Origin of the sequence: Erythrobacter sp. A6_0, from assembly GCF_017744235.1 — a bacterium.
Classification (GTDB): Bacteria; Pseudomonadota; Alphaproteobacteria; order Sphingomonadales; family Sphingomonadaceae; genus Qipengyuania.
This window is the reverse complement of the sequence record NZ_JAGHQR010000002.1, coordinates 599,154-616,415: the sequence shown is the minus strand read 5'-3', so window position 1 is coordinate 616,415 and position 17,262 is coordinate 599,154. Positions and strand designations below refer to the sequence as shown.

The 17,262-nt window shown below is 64.8% G+C and carries 17 protein-coding genes; 12 read left to right on the top strand and 5 right to left on the bottom strand.

The genetic code is table 11. From position 1 onward, the window contains the following. Window positions 1-34: 34 nt before the first annotated feature. The 3 genes from J7347_RS08625 to J7347_RS08615 all read left to right on the top strand — a co-directional run bounded on the left by J7347_RS08625 (window position 35) and on the right by J7347_RS08615 (window position 2,309). Window positions 35-793: a 3'-5' exonuclease gene (locus tag J7347_RS08625; protein ID WP_209161664.1), complete on the top strand. Its 759-nt coding sequence runs from the start codon at window positions 35-37 to the stop codon at window positions 791-793. Window positions 794-947: 154 nt separating this feature from the next. Then, window positions 948-2,117, top strand: coding sequence for a glycosyltransferase family 87 protein (locus J7347_RS08620; RefSeq protein WP_209161663.1), 1,170 nt, complete (start codon window positions 948-950; stop codon window positions 2,115-2,117). A gap of 42 nt (window positions 2,118-2,159) precedes the next feature. After that, window positions 2,160-2,309 carry a hypothetical protein gene (locus tag J7347_RS08615; protein ID WP_197465512.1) on the top strand — a complete coding sequence of 50 codons (150 nt, stop codon included), beginning with the start codon at window positions 2,160-2,162 and terminating at the stop codon, window positions 2,307-2,309. 96 nt (window positions 2,310-2,405) lie between these two features. On the opposite strand, the gene J7347_RS08610 is transcribed toward J7347_RS08615, so the two are convergent. Next, the gene (locus J7347_RS08610) at window positions 2,406-3,908 is read right to left on the bottom strand and encodes an alanine/glycine:cation symporter family protein (RefSeq protein WP_245173915.1); all 1,503 of its coding nucleotides are present in this window, start codon (window positions 3,906-3,908) and stop codon (window positions 2,406-2,408) included. A 315-nt stretch (window positions 3,909-4,223) separates the two neighbouring features. On the opposite strand from J7347_RS08610, the gene secE reads away from it, so the two are divergent. The 5 genes from secE to J7347_RS08585 all read left to right on the top strand — a co-directional run bounded on the left by secE (window position 4,224) and on the right by J7347_RS08585 (window position 6,650). Continuing rightward, on the top strand, window positions 4,224-4,454 hold the full coding sequence (gene secE / locus J7347_RS08605) for a preprotein translocase subunit SecE (RefSeq protein ID WP_067680221.1): 231 nt from the start codon (window positions 4,224-4,226) through the stop codon (window positions 4,452-4,454). Window positions 4,455-4,507: 53 nt separating this feature from the next. Beyond that, entirely contained in the window at window positions 4,508-5,044 is a 537-nt protein-coding gene (gene nusG, locus J7347_RS08600; protein ID WP_067684443.1) for a transcription termination/antitermination protein NusG, read from the top strand. A 172-nt stretch (window positions 5,045-5,216) separates the two neighbouring features. Then, a complete protein-coding gene (gene rplK, locus J7347_RS08595; RefSeq protein ID WP_209161662.1) occupies window positions 5,217-5,648 on the top strand; it encodes a 50S ribosomal protein L11 in 432 nt (143 codons plus the stop codon). A gap of 2 nt (window positions 5,649-5,650) precedes the next feature. Further along, entirely contained in the window at window positions 5,651-6,343 is a 693-nt protein-coding gene (gene rplA, locus J7347_RS08590) for a 50S ribosomal protein L1 (protein WP_067684447.1), read from the top strand. 136 nt (window positions 6,344-6,479) lie between these two features. Beyond that, on the top strand, window positions 6,480-6,650 hold the full coding sequence (locus J7347_RS08585; RefSeq protein WP_156502151.1) for a hypothetical protein: 171 nt from the start codon (window positions 6,480-6,482) through the stop codon (window positions 6,648-6,650). A gap of 12 nt (window positions 6,651-6,662) precedes the next feature. Here the strand turns inward: J7347_RS08585 and J7347_RS08580 are convergent, their stop codons facing one another. The 4 genes from J7347_RS08580 to J7347_RS08565 form a co-directional block, all read right to left on the bottom strand. Further along, window positions 6,663-7,574: a GNAT family N-acetyltransferase gene (locus J7347_RS08580; RefSeq protein WP_209161661.1), complete on the bottom strand. Its 912-nt coding sequence runs from the start codon at window positions 7,572-7,574 to the stop codon at window positions 6,663-6,665. Between the two features lie 22 nt (window positions 7,575-7,596). Continuing rightward, the gene (locus J7347_RS08575; RefSeq protein WP_209161660.1) at window positions 7,597-8,571 is read right to left on the bottom strand and encodes a hypothetical protein; all 975 of its coding nucleotides are present in this window, start codon (window positions 8,569-8,571) and stop codon (window positions 7,597-7,599) included. Between the two features lie 78 nt (window positions 8,572-8,649). Continuing rightward, window positions 8,650-9,411 (bottom strand): molybdopterin-binding protein, encoded by a 762-nt coding sequence (locus J7347_RS08570; RefSeq protein ID WP_209161659.1) that lies wholly within the window; start codon window positions 9,409-9,411, stop codon window positions 8,650-8,652. Window positions 9,412-9,731: 320 nt separating this feature from the next. After that, entirely contained in the window at window positions 9,732-11,252 is a 1,521-nt protein-coding gene (locus J7347_RS08565; protein ID WP_209161658.1) for an NAD(P)/FAD-dependent oxidoreductase, read from the bottom strand. Between the two features lie 95 nt (window positions 11,253-11,347). Here J7347_RS08565 and J7347_RS08560 point away from each other — a divergent pair, with 95 nt between their 5' ends. From J7347_RS08560 to paoC, 4 genes are all read left to right on the top strand, one after another. Then, window positions 11,348-13,384, top strand: coding sequence for a TonB-dependent receptor (locus J7347_RS08560; protein WP_245173914.1), 2,037 nt, complete (start codon window positions 11,348-11,350; stop codon window positions 13,382-13,384). A gap of 74 nt (window positions 13,385-13,458) precedes the next feature. Continuing rightward, window positions 13,459-14,094, top strand: coding sequence for an aldehyde dehydrogenase iron-sulfur subunit PaoA (gene paoA, locus J7347_RS08555; RefSeq protein WP_209161657.1), 636 nt, complete (start codon window positions 13,459-13,461; stop codon window positions 14,092-14,094). Window positions 14,095-14,098: 4 nt separating this feature from the next. Further along, on the top strand, window positions 14,099-15,061 hold the full coding sequence (locus tag J7347_RS08550) for a xanthine dehydrogenase family protein subunit M (protein ID WP_209161656.1): 963 nt from the start codon (window positions 14,099-14,101) through the stop codon (window positions 15,059-15,061). 4 nt (window positions 15,062-15,065) lie between these two features. Then, the gene (paoC, locus tag J7347_RS08545) at window positions 15,066-17,261 is read left to right on the top strand and encodes an aldehyde oxidoreductase molybdenum-binding subunit PaoC (protein ID WP_209161655.1); all 2,196 of its coding nucleotides are present in this window, start codon (window positions 15,066-15,068) and stop codon (window positions 17,259-17,261) included. The last annotated feature ends 1 nt before the right edge of the window (window position 17,262 follow it).

Here is a 17,262-nt window from a genome sequence, read left to right as displayed (position 1 = left end):
TTGAGAACGCGCGCGATCTTCCTACCTCTGAGAGATGAAGCCCAATCCCCGTGTCCGCGTGATCGATCTGGAAACCACCGGGTCGAGCCCGCCAGCCCATGCAGTATGCGAAATCGGCTGGCAGGACGTGGTGCTGCAGGAAGACGGGGTTTGGGCGATAGGCGGCGAGGGCGGATCGGCGCTGGTCGATCCGGGGCGATCGATTCCGCCGGTGACGATGGCCGTTCATCACATCATGGACGAGGACGTAAAGGGCGCACCGTTCTGGCAGGAGATCGCCCCGACCATACTTCGCCCGGAAGGTGGAGCGCTCGCCCTCGCAGCGCACCGGGCGTCGTTCGAGCAGCGCTTCTGCACGCCGAAGCTTTCTGGCGGCGCGAAATGGATCTGTACCTGGAAATGTGCGCTGCGCCTGTGGCCCGACAGTCCGGGCTTTTCGAACCAGGTTCTGCGGTACTGGCGGATGCCGGAAGGGCTCGACCGGTCGAAAGGCCTGCCCGTCCATCGTGCCTTTCCGGACGCTTACGTGACGGCACACCATCTGCGCGATCAGCTCAATGCCGCCGGGCTCGAACAATTGCTGGCGTGGAGCAGTGAACCGGGCCTTTTGCCACGCGTGCCCTACGGCCCCGATCGCGGCGCATACTGGCGCGAGCTTTCAGACGAGACGTTGCGGCGCTTCACATCGGACCGGAACGAGGATGTGCGTTTTTCCGCCCGACGGGAAATCGAGCGACGCGATGGAACGAGCCTGCCCCGAGAAGACGAGCCGAAACAGGGTGAGCTGCTTTAAGAAAGCAGCCCGGCCGCGAATGTGACGGCGCACTGTGACGGAAAGCTGTTCGCGACGCGTTTCGGTCTCTCTCGTTCCATCGATTTCCTGACATCGGACAGGTCGCAACGCGGATGGCAATCCGCGCGCGGCGGGCTAGAGCGGTTGGATGGGGATGGGCTTGTTATCCGCAATTCGCGATGCCGATTGGCTGACGTTTCAGCGTGTGCGGGCCTATGCTCTCATGCTGGGGGTTGCCGCTTTTGCCTTGCTGGCGATGGCCTGGATCGAGGCGACGGGCGAAACCGGAAGCGATTTTCTCGCCTTCTGGGGCGCTGGAAAAATCGCGGCGGGGGGCGATCCCGCGCTCGTTTACGATCTTGCTGTGCAGGAACGCGTACAGACCGCCACCGCGAGCCGGGGCTGGTTCGCCTTCGTCAATCCGCCTCCCTTCCTGTTCCCGGCCGCGCCGTTCGGATTGCTGCCGTTTCCGCTGGCGTGGATCGCCTGGGTCGCGGTCGGTTATGCGGTGTTCGTGTGGGCGGGCATTCGTGCGTTTCCGCGCCTGTGGCCGCTGGTCCTCGTCTACCCCGGAGCCCTGATCGCGGCGACGCATGCACAGACTGGGCTGTTCGTCGGCGCCCTGCTGATCGCTGCCGTGCATCGCCTCGATTCCCATCCCGTCCGATCGGGCGCGATGGTGGGCGCGCTGATCGTGAAGCCGCATCTGGCGCTGCTCTGGCCGTTCTGGCTCGCGGCGGGGCGGCGGTGGCGTGCTTTCGCGGCGGCGGCTGTTTGTGTGCTCGCTCTGATCCTCGTGAGCTGGGCGGTGTTCGGCACGGCGACATGGCTGGGATATCGCGAGAGCTGGGACGCCAGCGCGGATCTGATGCGGCGCGACGCGGCGGAATTCTATCTGCGCATGGTCAGTCTGTACGCACAGGCGCGCCTTTATCTCGCCCATCCCGTCGCGCTCGGCCTGGCGGTTCTGCTGACGCTCGCGACTATCGCTCTCGCGGTCCGGTCGTGGCAGCGCTTTACGGGCGATGCGCGGGCGAGCGGTGCGCTGCTGGTGGCGGCGAGCGCGCTCGCCTCGCCCTATCTCTTTTCCTACGACCTGCCCTTCCTGCTTTTCCCGACCCTGTGGCTGGTCGAACAGGGGCGCAGGCACGGCTTCCGTCCGTTCGAGAAGCTCGCTCTCGTCGGCCTCTATTTCGCACCCTTTGCGCTGCGGGCCGCTGCGCTGCCGCTCGGGCTCAATCTCATGCCTTTGGCCTCCGCCGTGCTGGTCTGGCTGGTGTGGAGCCGGGGCGGGCGGGAACCGGATATGCGGTCCGAAGGTTGAGCATGGTGGACGGAGGGAGCAAATTTCATGGGGAGATCCATCATGTCGAGTTTGTCCTTCCGCAGCAGCCGTCCCGATGGCTGGACCATGCCCAAGACGGCGCAGGATTCAGGTCTGCGCCGCCAGGTCTATGGGAAGATCCAGCCGATGGAGCAGCCGGGTTTCTGGGCGCGCCTGTTCGGGCAAAGCTGATGCAGCGTTGAACGCACACTAGATTTGAAGAGGGGCCGGTAAGCGCAGTGCTTACCGGCCCCTTCTTCGTTTCGGGTCGGGCTGATTGCCCGGCGGTCAGTATTCCTCCGGCTCTTCCGGCGTATCGGCGAGATGGTCCTTGCCCGCCTTGCGATCGCCGCGCGCCAGCTTGAACACCACGCCCGATAGCAGCGCCAGCGCCAGCAGGTTGGGCAGCGCCATAGCCGCATTGGAGATATCCCCCAGGCGCCAGACCAGCTGGCTCGGCTGAGTCGCGCCGACGAAGATGCCGATGCACCAGATCACGCGCCACGCGATGTGCAATGCCTTTTCCCCGCCGCGCGTCGATCCCGGCACCCGGTCATAGAGGAAGGTGATCGCGCGCTCGCCGTAATAGCTCCAGGTCAGCAGCGTGGTGAACACGAACAGGATCAGCGCGACGCTGGCCACCAATGTTCCGAGCGGAATGCCGCCGATCAGCGTGGGGAACGCCGCCGCGAAGGCGCCGCTGGTGGTCACGAACCCGCTCATCGCGGTGGTGCCCAAGTCGGATTGCCAGACATGGCGCACCGCTTCGCCGTTATAGGTGAAGTCGCCTTCCACGGTCAGGATCACCAGCGCCGTCATGGTGCAGATGATGATCGTGTCGATGAACGTGCCCAGCATTGCCATGCGGCCCTGCAGTTCGGGATCGTCGGTCTGCGCCACGGCGTGGGCGATCGGGGTCGAACCCTGGCCGCTTTCGTTCGAAAACAGGCCGCGCGCCACACCCGCCCGGATCGCCAGGATGATCGCCGCACCGGCGAAGCCGCCCGTCGCGCTCTGCACGTTGAACGCGCCGTCGAAGATCCGCCCGAACGTTTCCGGCAGATCGCCGAAATTGAGGATCAGCGCGATCACCGCCATCACGATATAGGCGGCGGCCATGAAGGGAACGACGCTTTCGGCGACGCGCCCGATCGACTTGATCCCGCCGATGATGACGATGAACACGGTGACTGCCACGATCAGACCGCCCAGCCAGCGTTCGATGCCGAACAGCTCGTTGAGGCCGCTGGCGACTTCGTTGGACTGGATCGAATTGCCGGTGACCAGCGCGCTGAACAGCGTGCCGAGGCAGAACAGGATCGCCAGCCAGGTGTATTTGGGGCCGAGGCCCATCATGATGTAGGTCATCGGACCGCCGCGATAGACGCCGTCGGAAGTCTTTTCGCGATAGCGGATGGCGAGGCTGCCTTCGGCAAAGCCCAGCGCCATGCCGAACAGCGCCGTCACCCACATCCAGAAGATCGCGCCCGGTCCGCCCAGTGCGATGGCGGTGGCGACGCCGGCGAGGTTGCCGGTCCCGACCTGGCCCGACAGCGCGGTCGACAACGCGGCGAAGGGCGAGATTTCACCTGCGCCCTTGCCCTTGCGGCCCTTGAACAGGCCGGCAAAGGCGCTGCCCAGCTTGACGATCGGATAGAAGCGCAGGCCGATCATGATCCACGCGCCGATGCCCAGAAGGATCAGGGCCAAGGGCGGGAAGGGTATCACCGCTTCCCCGTTCCAGGTTCCCCCCCAGATAAAGTCGGAGATATTGGTGACCGGCTCGATCATGCGCTCGCCGAATGACGCTGGCTGGCTGGTTGCCATCTATTCAAAACCCCTCATACGTCCCGTTGAAGCGCGGCACGCTAGTCAGGCGGGGCGCGCTTGACCAGCCCTGCGCGCCGTTTTGTCCGCTCGCGGCACATGGTGGGGTGCGGCACGAGCCGAATCGACGAGCTTGCGTTTCGGCGTGTGCGCGCCTATCAGCGGGGCCGTCTTCCGACATCGGCGGTATCATCCAGCCCCTCCCGATCTTGAATCGGGGCGGCGATGACCCCATCCCGGAAGCCGCGACAATTCGATTCGAAAGCGAGTGAGTTCCCGATGGCCGATAACGCTCCCAAGGCTGCGCCGAAACCTGCGACCAAGACGTCGCCCGCGGAATTCGTCAATCAGGTCCGCGCCGAAACGCGCAAGGTCGTCTGGCCGACCCGCGAAGAGACGATCCGCACGGCGATCTTCGTCTTCATCATGATGGTGATCCTCTCGCTGTTCTTCCTGGGCGTGGATTCGGCCTTCGGGGCCGTGGTGAGCTGGCTGCTCACTCTCGCCTGAGGCCGCTTTCCGGCCACCGACACAGATATTTTGACAGGGTAATTTTCACGATCATGGCACGCTGGTACATCATCCACGCCTATTCCGGCTTCGAGAACAAGGTCCGCGATTCCATCATCGCCGAGGCCGAGCGGCTGGGCCTGTCCGAAGGCGTCGAAGAGGTCGAAGTGCCGACCGAAACGGTGACCGAAGTCAAGCGCGGCAAGAAGGTCCAGGTCGAACGCAAGTTCATGCCGGGATACGTCCTCGCCAAGCTCAACATGACCGACGATGTCTATCACCTCGTCAAGAACACTCCGAAAGTGACGGGCTTCCTCGGCAACAACAACAAGCCGCAGGCGATTTCCGAAAAGGAAGCCGCGCGCTATTTCGGCGGCGTCGAGGAAGCCAAGGCCGCTCCCAAGAAGCAGGTCGAGGTCGATTACGAGATCGGCGATTCGGTCAAAGTGCTCGACGGGCCGTTCGCGACTTTCAACGGGCTGGTCGAGGAACTCGATTTCGACAAGCAGAAGGTCAAGGTTTCGGTCTCGATCTTCGGACGCGCCACCCCGGTCGAACTCGATTTCGAGCAGGTCGAACTCACCAAATAGACAACAGCTCTGAAAATCTTGCGTTTTGCGGTCGATCCGCTAAACGCGCGCCCTTCCGCGCCGCAAGGCTCGGAAACCACCGCGGGAGAACGGCTCTGATGGGCCGTTCGTCAGACCGCTTACCATGAGCCGCACGCGAAGCGCGCGGCGACAGTGAGAAAGGAGGCCCATCGTGGCCAAGAAGATCGAAGGTTACATCAACCTTCAGGTGCCCGCCGGCACCGCCAACCCCTCCCCGCCGATCGGCCCTGCGCTGGGTCAGCGCGGCGTGAACATCATGGAATTCTGCAAGGCGTTCAACGCCGCCACGCAGGACCTTGAAAAGGGCATGCCGATCCCGACCAAGATCACGGTCTATGCGGATCGCAGCTTCACCTTCATCACGAAGACGCCGCCGGCGAGCTTCCTGCTGAAGCGTGCCGCCAATCTCAAGTCGGGCTCCAAGGAGCCGGGCAAGGTTTCGGTCGGAACCATCAAGGCGAGCGCCGTGCGCGAAATCGCCGAGAGCAAGATGGCGGATCTGAACGCCAACGACATCGATCAGGCGATGAAGATCATCGCCGGCAGCGCCCGTTCCATGGGCCTCGAAGTGGTGGAGGGCTGATCATGCCGAAGCAGACCAAGCGCCAGCAGACGCTCGCCAAGCTCGACAGCGAGAAGCTCTACACTGTCGACGAAGCGCTCAGCACGCTGCGCGAATACAAGTCGAAGTTCGACGAGACCGTCGAAGTCGCCATGAACCTGGGCGTCGATCCGCGCCACGCCGACCAGATGGTCCGCGGCATGGTGTCGCTGCCTTCGGGCACCGGCAAGGACGTGCGCGTCGCCGTGTTCGCGCGTGGCGACAACGCCGAAAAGGCGACTGCCGCCGGAGCCGACAAGGTCGGTGCCGAAGATCTCATGGAAGACATGCAGAACGGCAATCTCGATTACGACCGCGTGATCGCCACGCCCGACATGATGGGTGTGGTCGGCCGTCTGGGTAAGGTGCTCGGCCCCAAGGGCCTGATGCCGAACCCCAAGCTCGGCACTGTGACGCCGAACGTGGAACAGGCCGTGAAGGACGCTAAGGGCGGCCAGGTCGAATTCCGCGTTGAAAAGCAGGGCATCATCCATTCGGGCATCGGCAAGCTGAGCTTCGACGATGCGGCGCTGAAGACCAACTTCAAGGCGCTGACCGATGCGATCGTCAAGGCGAAGCCGTCGGGTGCCAAGGGCAAGTATGTCCGCAAGATCACGCTGACCAGCTCGATGGGGCCCGGCCTCAAGGTCGACCTTGCCGAGGTCGAAGGCGCCTGATCCGGTTCCGCTCCGTTGCGAGCGGTCTGAACATGAAAAAGGGGGCTCCTGCCGATCCGGCGGGGGCCCCTTTTCCTTTGATCGGAACCGCTTTCCCGCGTCAGCCGTTTCTTGGGTAACGAATGGAGAGTTTTTTATGGCCGGGATCTGGAGTTTTGTCGTCATCGCGGGGCCGATCGTTTTGATCGCCGCGATCATTTTTGCCTGGTTGCGCAATCGCAACGCCAGCAAGTCCACCTTGCGCGAAGCCGATCGCGGGGCGGAGCGGCTTCAAGAAAAGGTCGAGCGGGATCAGACACCGCTCTGACGGGGTACGGGTCTAGCGGCCCAGGGCGCGCCGGACGAATTCTTCGGCGCGCGAACCCGACAGAATGCGTTTTCCCACCTCGACTGCGCTTTCGAAGGCAGCGTGGCTCGCCAGTGCGGTGATATTGCGCCACTGTGGGGTCAGGAGGACAAAGGTACAGCACGGCAGGCTGTCCGTGCCGAACAGTGCTTTGTGAGCGCCATCGCCTTCGGTGAAATCGAAATGGGTGAAGCGCCGTTCAGCGAATAAATGCTCCAGCGCGCCCATCTGCAGCACCGTTCCCGGCGACAGCTCCGCATGCGCAGGATCATATCCCAGAAAGGCGTAGATCAGCGTCGTCCCATCGACCGGTAGATAAAGATAGGCGACCGGCTCTCCCTTCAGGAATAGCAGAAAGGCGCGAACCGCGTCCCGAGCGGCTGCGCCTAGGATTTCGCGTTGCGATTCGGCATCGTCGGGCAAGGCCGCATCGAGCAGGCGCGCCTGATAGGTTTTGCGTGCGACCGGAGTTGCGAGGGCGAGAAATTCCGCGATCTCGCGCTCGCTCCGATAGCAGCGCAGGTCCAGCCCGCCGCCATCCGCTTTCTCGAATCGCCGCCGCTTGCGCCGCAACGTCGAACGGGTCTTGCCGGAAAAATTCGCCATATAGTCGTCGAAGCCGTGCTGCATCGCGATGAAATGGCGGCGGTAATGCTGCACGGCGCCGATGCGATGGCGCGGGAATTGCGCCTGCCAGAATGGGATATCGCAAGGGGGCGCGGAGAGAACGCGTAGCCCGTCGGCTCCGGGTCCGCCTAAGGCATGCGGGCGCTGGCCGCTCGTCAGATCGTCGAGCGAATAGGCGATATCGGCCAGATGTCGCTCGATGGCGAACAGGCGCCGCGATCCGATCGAGAACGAGAGCGTGACGGGCCTGGAGACCATCGGCTTTCCGAACCCGCTCGCCTCACGCGCCGTAGAACGCGTTCGACACCGCCTGTTCGGCATAGCGCATCCCGGTCGCAAAGGGGCCGGAAACGGGTGGCGGCGGCATGGCATCGCGATCGTACAGGCGAAGCGGCGGATCGTCGCGATAGGTCGCGGTCCGCACACCGCGCAGGCTCTTGAGCGTGCGGCAAAGGCCTTCGAAGCGATTGCGGACGATCCGGTTTGCCGACAGGCGGCGGCGATTGACCAGCTCGAAACTGTGCGACACCAGAGTGAAGCTTGGCAGAGCGGTCTCGCGCGCGTGAACGATGGCGCTGGTCATCTCGCGCAGCGACAGGGCGGTGATCTGGGCATGGCGCAGATTGCCCGTGGCATCGCGAATGCACCCGGTCGGCACTTCGACGACACCTTCCATCAACACCGGCTGCGTCGTTTCCTGGCCAAGCGGAATGTCGCAATGGCCGTCCGGGATGGCGGGCGTGAAGCTGGTATCGAAACCGATGTCGAGTTCGTTCAAAGCGCGCAAAGTGTCGCGATTGGCGCCGTAGTTTCCAGCACGAAAAGCGGAAGGTTTCGGGGCGCCCGCCGCCATCAGCGTCTCGCGCGCCCAGTCGAGAATGCGGCATTGTTCCTCGAACGGGAAATCCTTGATATTGCGCCCTTCCAGGCCCGCAAAGGGCGTATCGGGCCGCGCATGGGCGAGCCACTCGGTATGGCAATGCAACTGCACGTCCTGCCCCGCCTCCAGGATCGGAGCGACCACATCCTCGATAGCGGCGGTGCCCCAGACGAGGGCGGGCATCGGATCGACGAAGAAGACGCCGCGTTGCCCGTATTTCTCCAGCAGGGCGAGCTTGTGGGGCAGGCCCAGCGGGCCTTCGGGCGTGATGCCGGCAATCGAGCGCGCGAAATTTTCGGACCGGTCCACCGGACAGGGCCGGCTTGCCAGCGACGAGGAATATTCCGTGTCGACCGTGATGTAGACGGCAGTCATGTCCTTTCCCTTAGGTCGATATGGTTGCGATTTTGCTTAGACCCTCTCTCACCGCAGCCTACTCTTAGCTTCGATCGGTCAGATGCCACCGGGGGTAAAGTCGTATCCCGCCGCGCTCAGCGCATCGCTGAGCGCGTGGACGCAGGCCGCCAGTTCCGTCTCGTCGGTCGAGCGGACGACGAAATTCGCGCCCACGCGGCCCTCGCGAAAGAAGGGGTAGCTGCCGATCTGGCAGTTCTCGTGTGCTTTTTCGACCTCGCGCAGGATGTCGGCGACTTCGCTTTCCGCCGTCCAGCAGCCGATCGTTTCCGCCTTCAAGGGCGCGCCGCCTTCGAGCGTCCCGGTCAGCGCGTCGAGCATGCCGGCCGTGATGTGCGGGACGCCCGCCATCAGGTGGATATTGCCGCATTTGATCCCCGGCGCGCCGGACATGCGGTTGGGAATAAGGTCCGATCCTTGCGGAACGCGCGCCATGCGCAGCCGCGCCTCGGTCAGCCCGCCGGGCTTGTCGGCGTAATAACGTTCGAGGATCGCGCGCGCTTCGGGATGGACGATGACGGGCACGCCCAGTGCTTCGGCCACGGCGTCCACGGTGATGTCGTCATGCGTTGGACCGATCCCGCCGGTGGTGAAGAGATAATCGTAACTTTCGCGCAGCGCGTTCACCGCTTCCACGATACGCGGCATCACATCGGCGACGACTCTCACTTCGGACAGGCGAATACCCTGCACCTGCAGCCAGCTGGCGACCTGGGCGATATTCTTGTCATGCGTGCGCCCGGACAGGATCTCGTCCCCGATCACGAGGAGCCCGGCGGTGTAGATGCGGTCTGAAGTCATGCCCGACGGCGTAACCGACCGGCTGCGGCTCCGCCAGTCCCTTGCGCGGCCCAATCGATCCCGGCTTCGGTCAGGATTGGCGGCAGATGCGCTTGCCATGCCAATGGGGTTTGGTATCGGCTGACGTTCAGGTCGTGTCAGAACGGAAAAGACGGAAATGGTTCAAGGCGGTTCGAAAGAGGCCGCTCGGCGACAGCGGGCTCGTCGGGAACAGCGGATCAAGAAATGGGCGAAAATCGCGGTGGCGGCCGGGGGGATCGCCGTGGCAGGTCTCGCGGGCCTGATGCTTTTCGAATAGACACTGGCCGAAACGTCCGGGCCTAGCCTGCGGGCTCGAGCCTGGTGCTGACTCTATTCGTTTCTTCCGCGTCTGCGCGCCGCAAATCCAGAATTCCGTCCTCGATCGGATCGCTTGCCATGCGCTTCCTGTCGGTGACGTATTCCTGATTAAGGCGCCAGGGATAGGCGACCGCGTTTTTGGGCATCAGGTGCTTGGAGCGCTGGATGTATCCGCTCGAAAAGTCGAAGATATCGTCTTCCACCAGATCGTGGTCGGCGGGCAGGACGGGTTCGGCGATCGTGGCGCCGGTTGCGCGCATGCGTTCGAGCACCCGGCAGATGAAATCGGCATTGATGTCCGACCGCAGCGTCCAACTGGCGTTGAGATAGCCGAAAACCACGGCAAGGTTCGGCAGGTTCGAGAACATGCAGCCCTTGTAATAGAACCGCTCGGCCAGATCGACGGGTTCGCCGTTCTGGCTGATCGCGATCTTGCCGGCCACGGCCAGTTTCAGGCCGGTCGCCGTCACGACGATATCGGCGGGCAGGTGGCGATCGTCCTTCAACCTGACGCCGCCCTGTTCGAAGGCGGCGATATGGCCGGTGACGATCTCCGCGCGGCCCTTCTTCATCGCATCGAACAGATCGTCATCGGGAATCAGACACAGGCGCTGATCCCACGGATCGTAGGGCGGGGTGAAGCTGGCGCGGTCGTAATCCGGGCCCAGCGCCTTTTCGATCCGCTTGTGGAGGAACTGCTTCATCTTTTCCGGCTTGGTGCGCGCGCGCTTGAAGCCGAGATGCTGGAGCGTGATGTTCTTCCAGCGCGTGACGCGATAGGCGAGCTTTTCGGGCAGCACCTTGCGCAGGAAATTCGCGATCCGGTCCTTCGCCGGGCGGCTGAACATCCAGGTCGGCGTGCGTTGGAGCATGGTGACCTTGGCCGCGCCGCCTTCGCCCTTCGCCATGGACGGCACCAGCGTGACGGCGGTTGCGCCCGATCCGATCACGACCACCTGTTTGCCGGCGTAATCGAGATCGTCGGGCCAGAACTGGGGATGCACCACGCGCCCTTCGAAGGCGCCCAGATCGAAGCCCGGATCGTAGGCTTCGTCGTAATCGTAATAGCCCGATCCGAGATAGAGCCAGTTGGCGGTCAGACGCTTGCGGTCGCCCTCGGCGGTTTCGACCGTAACGTGCCAGCAGGCATCGGCTTCGCGCCAGTCCGCGGCAAGGACGGTGTGGCCCGTGCGGATGTGCTCGCGGATGCCACGCTCGTCCACGATGCGGTTGAGATAATCGAGGATGGCGGGCCCGTCGGCGATCGTTTTTTCGTGCTTCCACGGTTCGAAATCGAAGCCCAGCGTATGCATGTCGCTATCCGAACGGATGCCGGGATAGCGGAACAGATCCCATGTCCCGCCCAGATCGGCGCGCCGCTCAAGGATCGCATAGCTGTGATGCGGCGCCTTTTCCTCCATATGGGCGGCCATCCCGATGCCGGATATGCCCGCCCCCACGATCAGGACGTCGTAATCGGTCGGAGCGGCGCGGCCTGCCATGTCGGTTTCTCCCAGTGCTGCGAACGGTCTAACGCTTTGCGCATGGTCGCACCAGCCCGTTGCTCTGTGCAACCGATGCGGATAGCGGGGCAGGCATGCGTCGCACCTCCATCAGCCTCATCGCCTTTCTGGGCGCCGTCTCCCCGCTTGCCGCGCAGGATGGGGGGATGGGCGAGAGCGAGCCGGAGAGCGATGACGAGGTTCCCGTGATCGTGGTGACGGGGCAGGGGCTGGAAGATGCGCCCTCCGTCCCGGCCTATGCCACGCGCACCGTTACGCGCGACGAGCTGCTGACCGTTCCATCCGGCCGTATCGAGGAAGCCCTGGGGACTGTGGCCGGTTTCCAGCAATTCCGCCGTTCCGACAGCCGATCCAGCAATCCGAGCGCTCAGGGCGTCACGCTACGCTCGCTGGGCGGCAATGCGACCAGCCGCGCGCTGGTGCTGCTCGACGGTGTGCCGATCGCCGATCCGTTTTTCGGGTATATCCCCTTCGGCCAGCTCGCGACCGAGCGGATCGGCCGGGTGCGCGTGACGCGCGGGGGCGGGGCGGGGCCGTTCGGCGCGGGCGCGCTGGCGGGCACGATCGAGCTGGAGAGCGCGGGCGCGCAAACGCTGCCTCCGTTCGGCGCGAGCCTGCTCGCCAACGATCGCGGGGGGACGGAGGCGAGCGCTCTGCTGGCGCAGCCGCTTGGCGCGGGCTTCGTGACCGCAGGCGTGCGCTGGGATCGCGGGCCGGGCTTTTTCACGACGCCTGCCGAAGACCGTGTACCCGCCAGTGCGCGCGCCGCTTACGACAGCTGGTCGCTGTCCCTGCGCGGCGTGGCGCCGGTGGGCGAAGCGCTCGAATTGCAGGCGGCGGGCACCGTGTTCGACGATCAGCGGACCCTGCGCTTCGAAGGGGCCGACAGCAGCGCCAGCGGCGCCGATGCCAGCCTGCGCCTGGTCGGGCGGGGCGCGTGGGAATTCGATGCGCTGGCGTATGTGCAGGCGCGCGACTTCAGCAATGTCGTGATTAGTTCGACGCGTTTCGTGCGCGTGCTCGACCAGAGGGACACGCCCTCGACCGGGCTGGGCGGTAAGCTGGAAGTGCGCCCGCCGCTGGGCGCGGACGATCTGTTGCGGCTGGGCGTGGACTATCGCCGCTCCGAAGGCGAATTGCAGGAAGACGCCTATAGCGCGTTTTCCGGCGCGCTGACCGAGCGGCGGCGGGCGGGCGGATCGACGAGCGATCTGGGGCTGTTCGCCGAATACGATCGGGTGTTCGGCGCACTGGTGCTGACCGGAGGATTGCGCGCCGACCGGACGCGGATCGGCGAAGGGCGCTATGTGGCGCGCAATGCGGGCGGCGCGCTGGTGAACGAGACTCTGGTGCCCGAACGCAGCGACTGGATCGTCTCGTGGCGCGGCGGCGCCGCCTGGGAGGCGAGCGAAACGCTTCGTTTGCGCGCCGCAGCCTATCGCGGCTTGCGCCTACCGACCCTGAACGAATTGCTGCGGCCCTTCGTGGTGTTCCCGGTGGTGACGCAGGCCAATGCCGCGCTCGAGAGCGAGACGCTGGAGGGCTACGAGGCGGGTCTCGACTGGACCCCGCTACCGAATGTCGAATTGGCCCTGACGGCGTTCGACAACCGGGTCGACGGCGCGATCGCGAATGTCACGCTCGCGCGCAATCTGCGCCAGCGGCAGAACCTTCCCGCGATCGAGGCGCAGGGGATCGAGGCCGGTCTGAAGGTCACGCGCGGCGCGCTGCGCTTCGACGGGACGCTGGCCTATACCGATGCGCGCGTGGTGGGCGAAGGCGCTTCGCTGGCGCTCGACGGCAATCGCCCGGCACAGGCGCCGCGCTGGGCAGCGGCGGCGAACGCGATCTGGACTCCCGCACCCGGCTGGCAGGTCGCGGCAAGCCTGCGCCATACCGGCGCGCAGTTCGAAAGCGATCTCGAAACCGATCGCCTGCCGCCTGCGACGACTTTGGGCCTGTTCGCTCAGGCGCCGTTGGGCGGAGGGCTCTCGGCAGTGTTCAGGGCGGAAAACGTCACCGACGAACGGATCGTCACCCGCAATTCGGACGGGAATATCGATCTGGGCGTTCCGCGAACCTTCTGGGCGGGCCTGCGCTTGGGCTTCTGACCCGTTGCGCTAGCGGTGCCGGTGCTTCACAGGGAGCATGTAAAACGCGAAAAATTTGTAATGCGAGGCGGAAAATGGCGGAAAACGGGTTCCTGAAAGTATCGCGCCGCGGCATGTTGGCGGGCGGGGTCGCTTCGGCGGCAGTCGGCCAAGCCTCGATCCTGCGCGCGCAGGACACCGCTCCCGGCAGTGCAGCGAAGGAGGCCAAGGTGCCCGTTCGCCTGACCGTCAACGGCACGCCGCAGGAGCTGGAACTCGATTCCCGCACCACGCTGCTCGACACGCTGCGCGAACATTTGAAGCTCACCGGCAGCAAGAAGGGCTGCGACCACGGCCAATGCGGCGCCTGCACGGTCATGGTCAACGGGACGCGGATCAATTCCTGCCTCAGCCTCGCGGTGCAGCATCAGGGCGACGAGATCACCACGATCGAAGGTCTGGGCAGTCCGGAGGATCTTCATCCAATGCAGGCCGCCTTCGTCGAACATGACGGGTATCAGTGCGGCTATTGCACGCCGGGCCAGATCTGTTCGGCGGTCGCCGTGCTGGAAGAAATCAGGAACGGCGTTCCCAGCCATGTCACCGAGGATCTGACCGGGCGCATGCGCGCCACCGAAATGGAAATGCGCGAACGGATGAGCGGCAATATCTGCCGCTGCGGCGCCTATTCCAACATCGCCGAAGCGATGGCCCAGGTCGCGAAAGGATAAGACGATGCGCAGCTTCACTTACGAACGCGCCGCCAGCCCCGCCGAAGCGGCCAAGGCCGTTGCGACGACTCAGGGGGCGAAATTCATCGCCGGGGGCACCAATCTCATCGACCTGATGAAACTGGAGATTGAAACCCCGACCCATCTGGTCGACGTGCAGGATCTGGGCCTCGACCAGGTCGAGGATACGGAGGACGGCGGCCTTCGGATCGGCACGTTCGTGTCGAACACCGCGCTGTCGGCCCACCCCCGCGTTCGCGAGGATTACGCGGTGCTGACCCGCGCCATTCAGGCGGGCGCATCGGGACAGCTGAGGAATAAGGCGACGACCGGCGGCAATCTGCTGCAGCGCACGCGTTGCGCCTATTTCTACGACACCAACATGCCCTGCAACAAGCGCAAGCCGGGCGATGGCTGCGCGGCGATCGACGGCTTTTCCCGCCAATTGGGCGTGATCGGCACGTCCGACAGCTGCATCGCGACATATCCCGGCGACATGGCGGTCGCCATGCGCGCGCTCGACGCGGTGGTGGAGACAGTGAAGCCAGACGGGACCGCGCGGGCCATCCCGGCGGCGGATTTCCATCGCCTGTGGGGCGACACGCCGCATATCGAAACCGCGCTCGAACCGGGTGAAATCATCACCCATGTGCGCCTGCCCGCGCCGCTCGGCGGACAGCATTTCTATCACAAGGTCCGCGATCGGCGCAGCTACGCCTATGCGCTGGTCTCGGTCGCGGCGGTGATCCAGCCGGACGGGACGGGCCGAGTCGCCTTCGGCGGCGTGGCGCCCAAGCCGTGGCGCAGCGAAGCGGCCGACGCGCAATTGCCCAATGGGGCGGCCGCCGTCGTGCGCACGGCTTTCGCCGATGCGCGCCCGACCGAACAGAACGCATTCAAGATACCGCTCGCCGAGCGGACCCTGGCGGGCATTCTCGCCGACGCGCAAACCGGCACGAGGAGCTAGACCCATGGAATTCAACGCTCCCGCAGGTGAGAACCTGTTCGATCGCTCCAAGATCGTCGGCAAATCGACGCTCCGCATCGACGGCCCGCTCAAGGTCTCGGGCCGCGCGCCCTACGCCGCCGAACGGCACGATGTCGCGGCGAATCAGGCCTATGGCTGGATTGTCGGGTCGGGGATCGCCAAGGGCCGGATTCGCTCGATGGATCTCGACGATGCGCGCCGCGCGCCCGGCGTGATCGCGATCGTCGCCGCGACCGAGCACGAGCCGGTAGCAAGCAGCGATTTCAACTATGCTCCCCTGTTCGGGGGGCGCGAAGTCTCGCATTACCATCAGGCGATCGCGGTCGTCGTGGCTGAAACCTTCGAACAGGCCCGTGCCGCTGCCGGTTTGATCCGCACCAGCTATGCCAATGGCGAGGGCAGCTTCGATCTCGCGAAGGTCGCGCCCGGTGCGCCTCTGGCGAGCGATCGCCCGTCGGACAGCGCCGAGATCGGCAATTTCGAAAGCGCCTTCGACGTCGCGCCGGTGAAGCTGGACGAGCGCTACACCACGCCCGACGAAGCACATGCGATGATGGAGCCTTTCGCCACCATCGCGGCGTGGGACGGCCCGAAGCTGACCGTGTGGACCTCCAACCAGATGATCGAATGGAGCCGCCAGGCGCTGGGCTCGATCCTGAAAATGGATGCCGACAATATCCGCGTCGATTCGCCTTATATCGGCGGCGGCTTCGGCGGGAAGCTGTTCGTGCGGTCCGACGCGGTGATGGCCGCGCTGGGCGCGAAGGCGGCGAAGCGTCCGGTCAAGATCGCGATGCAGCGGCCGCTGATGTTCAACAATGCCACCCACCGCCATGCGACCATACAGCGCCTGCGCATCGGTGCGGAGCGGGACGGACGGATCGTCGCCATCGGGCACGAGAACTGGTCCGGCAACATCACCGGCGAAGCGGGCGAGAATGCGACGCTGCAGACGCCAAAGCTCTATGCGGGGGCCAATCGCCTGATCGCGAACCATGTCGCGCAGCTGGACCTGCCCGAAGGCAACGCCATGCGCGCGCCGGGCGAATTGCCGGGGCATCTGGCGCTCGAAGTGGCGATGGACGAACTGGCCGAGAAGCTGGGCATGGACCCGGTCGAACTGCGGATCGTCAACGATGCGCAGGGCATGGTGCCGGGAGAGCCCGACACCAAGATTTCGGACCGCAATCTGACCCGCTGCCTGCGCGAAGGCGCGGAGCGCTTCGGCTGGTCGAAGCGACCGGCCCGCCCGGCAAGTGCGCGACAGGGGCGCTGGCTGACGGGCATGGGCGTTGCCGCGGGATACCGTGCGGCGCCGACGATGAAATCGGGCGCGCGGGTCCGCATGACCGATCGCGGGCAATTGATCGTCGAGACCGACATGACCGATATCGGCACCGGCAGCTACACGATCCTGGCTCAGACCGCGGCGGAGACGATGGGCCTGCCGCTGAGCGCGGTGCGCGTCGAACTGGGCGATTCAAGCTATCCCGTATCCGCCGGTTCCGGCGGCCAATGGGGTGCGGCCAGTTCGACGGCGGGCGTCTATGCCGCCTGCGTCGCGCTGCGCCGCATGATCGGGGAGAAACTCGGCTTCGATGCGGATGCGGCGACGTTCGATGGCGGGCAGGCTACGCTCGACGGCGAAAGCTGGACGATCGGGGATGCCGGCGCGCTGACGGCGGAGGATTCGATGACCTTCGGCGAGTTCAAGAAGGACTACGATGTCGGCACCTATGCGGGCCACTTCGCCGAAGTGAAGGTCGATGCCTATACGGGCGAAACCTACATCACCCGCATGTTGGCGGTGTGCGATGCCGGTCGCATTCTCAATCCGCTATCGGCGCGCAGCCAGGTGATCGGCGGCATGGTGATGGCGGCAGGCGCGGCGCTGACCGAAGACCTCCATGTCGACAAGCGCTTCGGCTTCTTCGCCAATCATGATCTCGCCGGATACGAAGTGCCGGTGCACGCCGACATTCCGCATCAGGAATGCGTGTTCCTCGACACTCTCGATCCGGTCTCGACGCCTCTTAAGGCGAAGGGCGTGGGCGAGCTGGGGATTTGCGGGCCGGGTGCGGCGGTGGCGAATGCGATCTACAACGCCACCGGTATCCGCGTGCGCGACTATCCGCTGACGCTCGACAAATATCTCGACCGCCTGCCCGCTATCGCCTGAA

Excerpts from the sequence above, each read along its gene's own strand:
- secE (WP_067680221.1), top strand. The coding sequence starts at position 4,224 with ATGGCCGATAACGCTCCCAAGGCTGCGCCGAAACCTGCGACCAAGACG.
- J7347_RS08565 (WP_209161658.1), bottom strand. The coding sequence starts at position 11,252 with ATGGCAGGCCGCGCCGCTCCGACCGATTACGACGTCCTGATCGTGGGG.
- nusG (WP_067684443.1), top strand. The coding sequence starts at position 4,508 with ATGGCACGCTGGTACATCATCCACGCCTATTCCGGCTTCGAGAACAAG.
- J7347_RS08560 (WP_245173914.1), top strand. The coding sequence starts at position 11,348 with ATGCGTCGCACCTCCATCAGCCTCATCGCCTTTCTGGGCGCCGTCTCC.
- J7347_RS08585 (WP_156502151.1), top strand. The coding sequence starts at position 6,480 with ATGGCCGGGATCTGGAGTTTTGTCGTCATCGCGGGGCCGATCGTTTTG.
- J7347_RS08620 (WP_209161663.1), top strand. The coding sequence starts at position 948 with ATGGGCTTGTTATCCGCAATTCGCGATGCCGATTGGCTGACGTTTCAG.
- paoA (WP_209161657.1), top strand. The coding sequence starts at position 13,459 with ATGGCGGAAAACGGGTTCCTGAAAGTATCGCGCCGCGGCATGTTGGCG.
- rplA (WP_067684447.1), top strand. The coding sequence starts at position 5,651 with ATGCCGAAGCAGACCAAGCGCCAGCAGACGCTCGCCAAGCTCGACAGC.
- J7347_RS08615 (WP_197465512.1), top strand. The coding sequence starts at position 2,160 with ATGTCGAGTTTGTCCTTCCGCAGCAGCCGTCCCGATGGCTGGACCATG.
- J7347_RS08580 (WP_209161661.1), bottom strand. The coding sequence starts at position 7,574 with ATGGTCTCCAGGCCCGTCACGCTCTCGTTCTCGATCGGATCGCGGCGC.
- paoC (WP_209161655.1), top strand. The coding sequence starts at position 15,066 with ATGGAATTCAACGCTCCCGCAGGTGAGAACCTGTTCGATCGCTCCAAG.
- J7347_RS08575 (WP_209161660.1), bottom strand. The coding sequence starts at position 8,571 with ATGACTGCCGTCTACATCACGGTCGACACGGAATATTCCTCGTCGCTG.
- J7347_RS08625 (WP_209161664.1), top strand. The coding sequence starts at position 35 with ATGAAGCCCAATCCCCGTGTCCGCGTGATCGATCTGGAAACCACCGGG.
- J7347_RS08610 (WP_245173915.1), bottom strand. The coding sequence starts at position 3,908 with ATGATCGAGCCGGTCACCAATATCTCCGACTTTATCTGGGGGGGAACC.
- J7347_RS08570 (WP_209161659.1), bottom strand. The coding sequence starts at position 9,411 with ATGACTTCAGACCGCATCTACACCGCCGGGCTCCTCGTGATCGGGGAC.
- J7347_RS08550 (WP_209161656.1), top strand. The coding sequence starts at position 14,099 with ATGCGCAGCTTCACTTACGAACGCGCCGCCAGCCCCGCCGAAGCGGCC.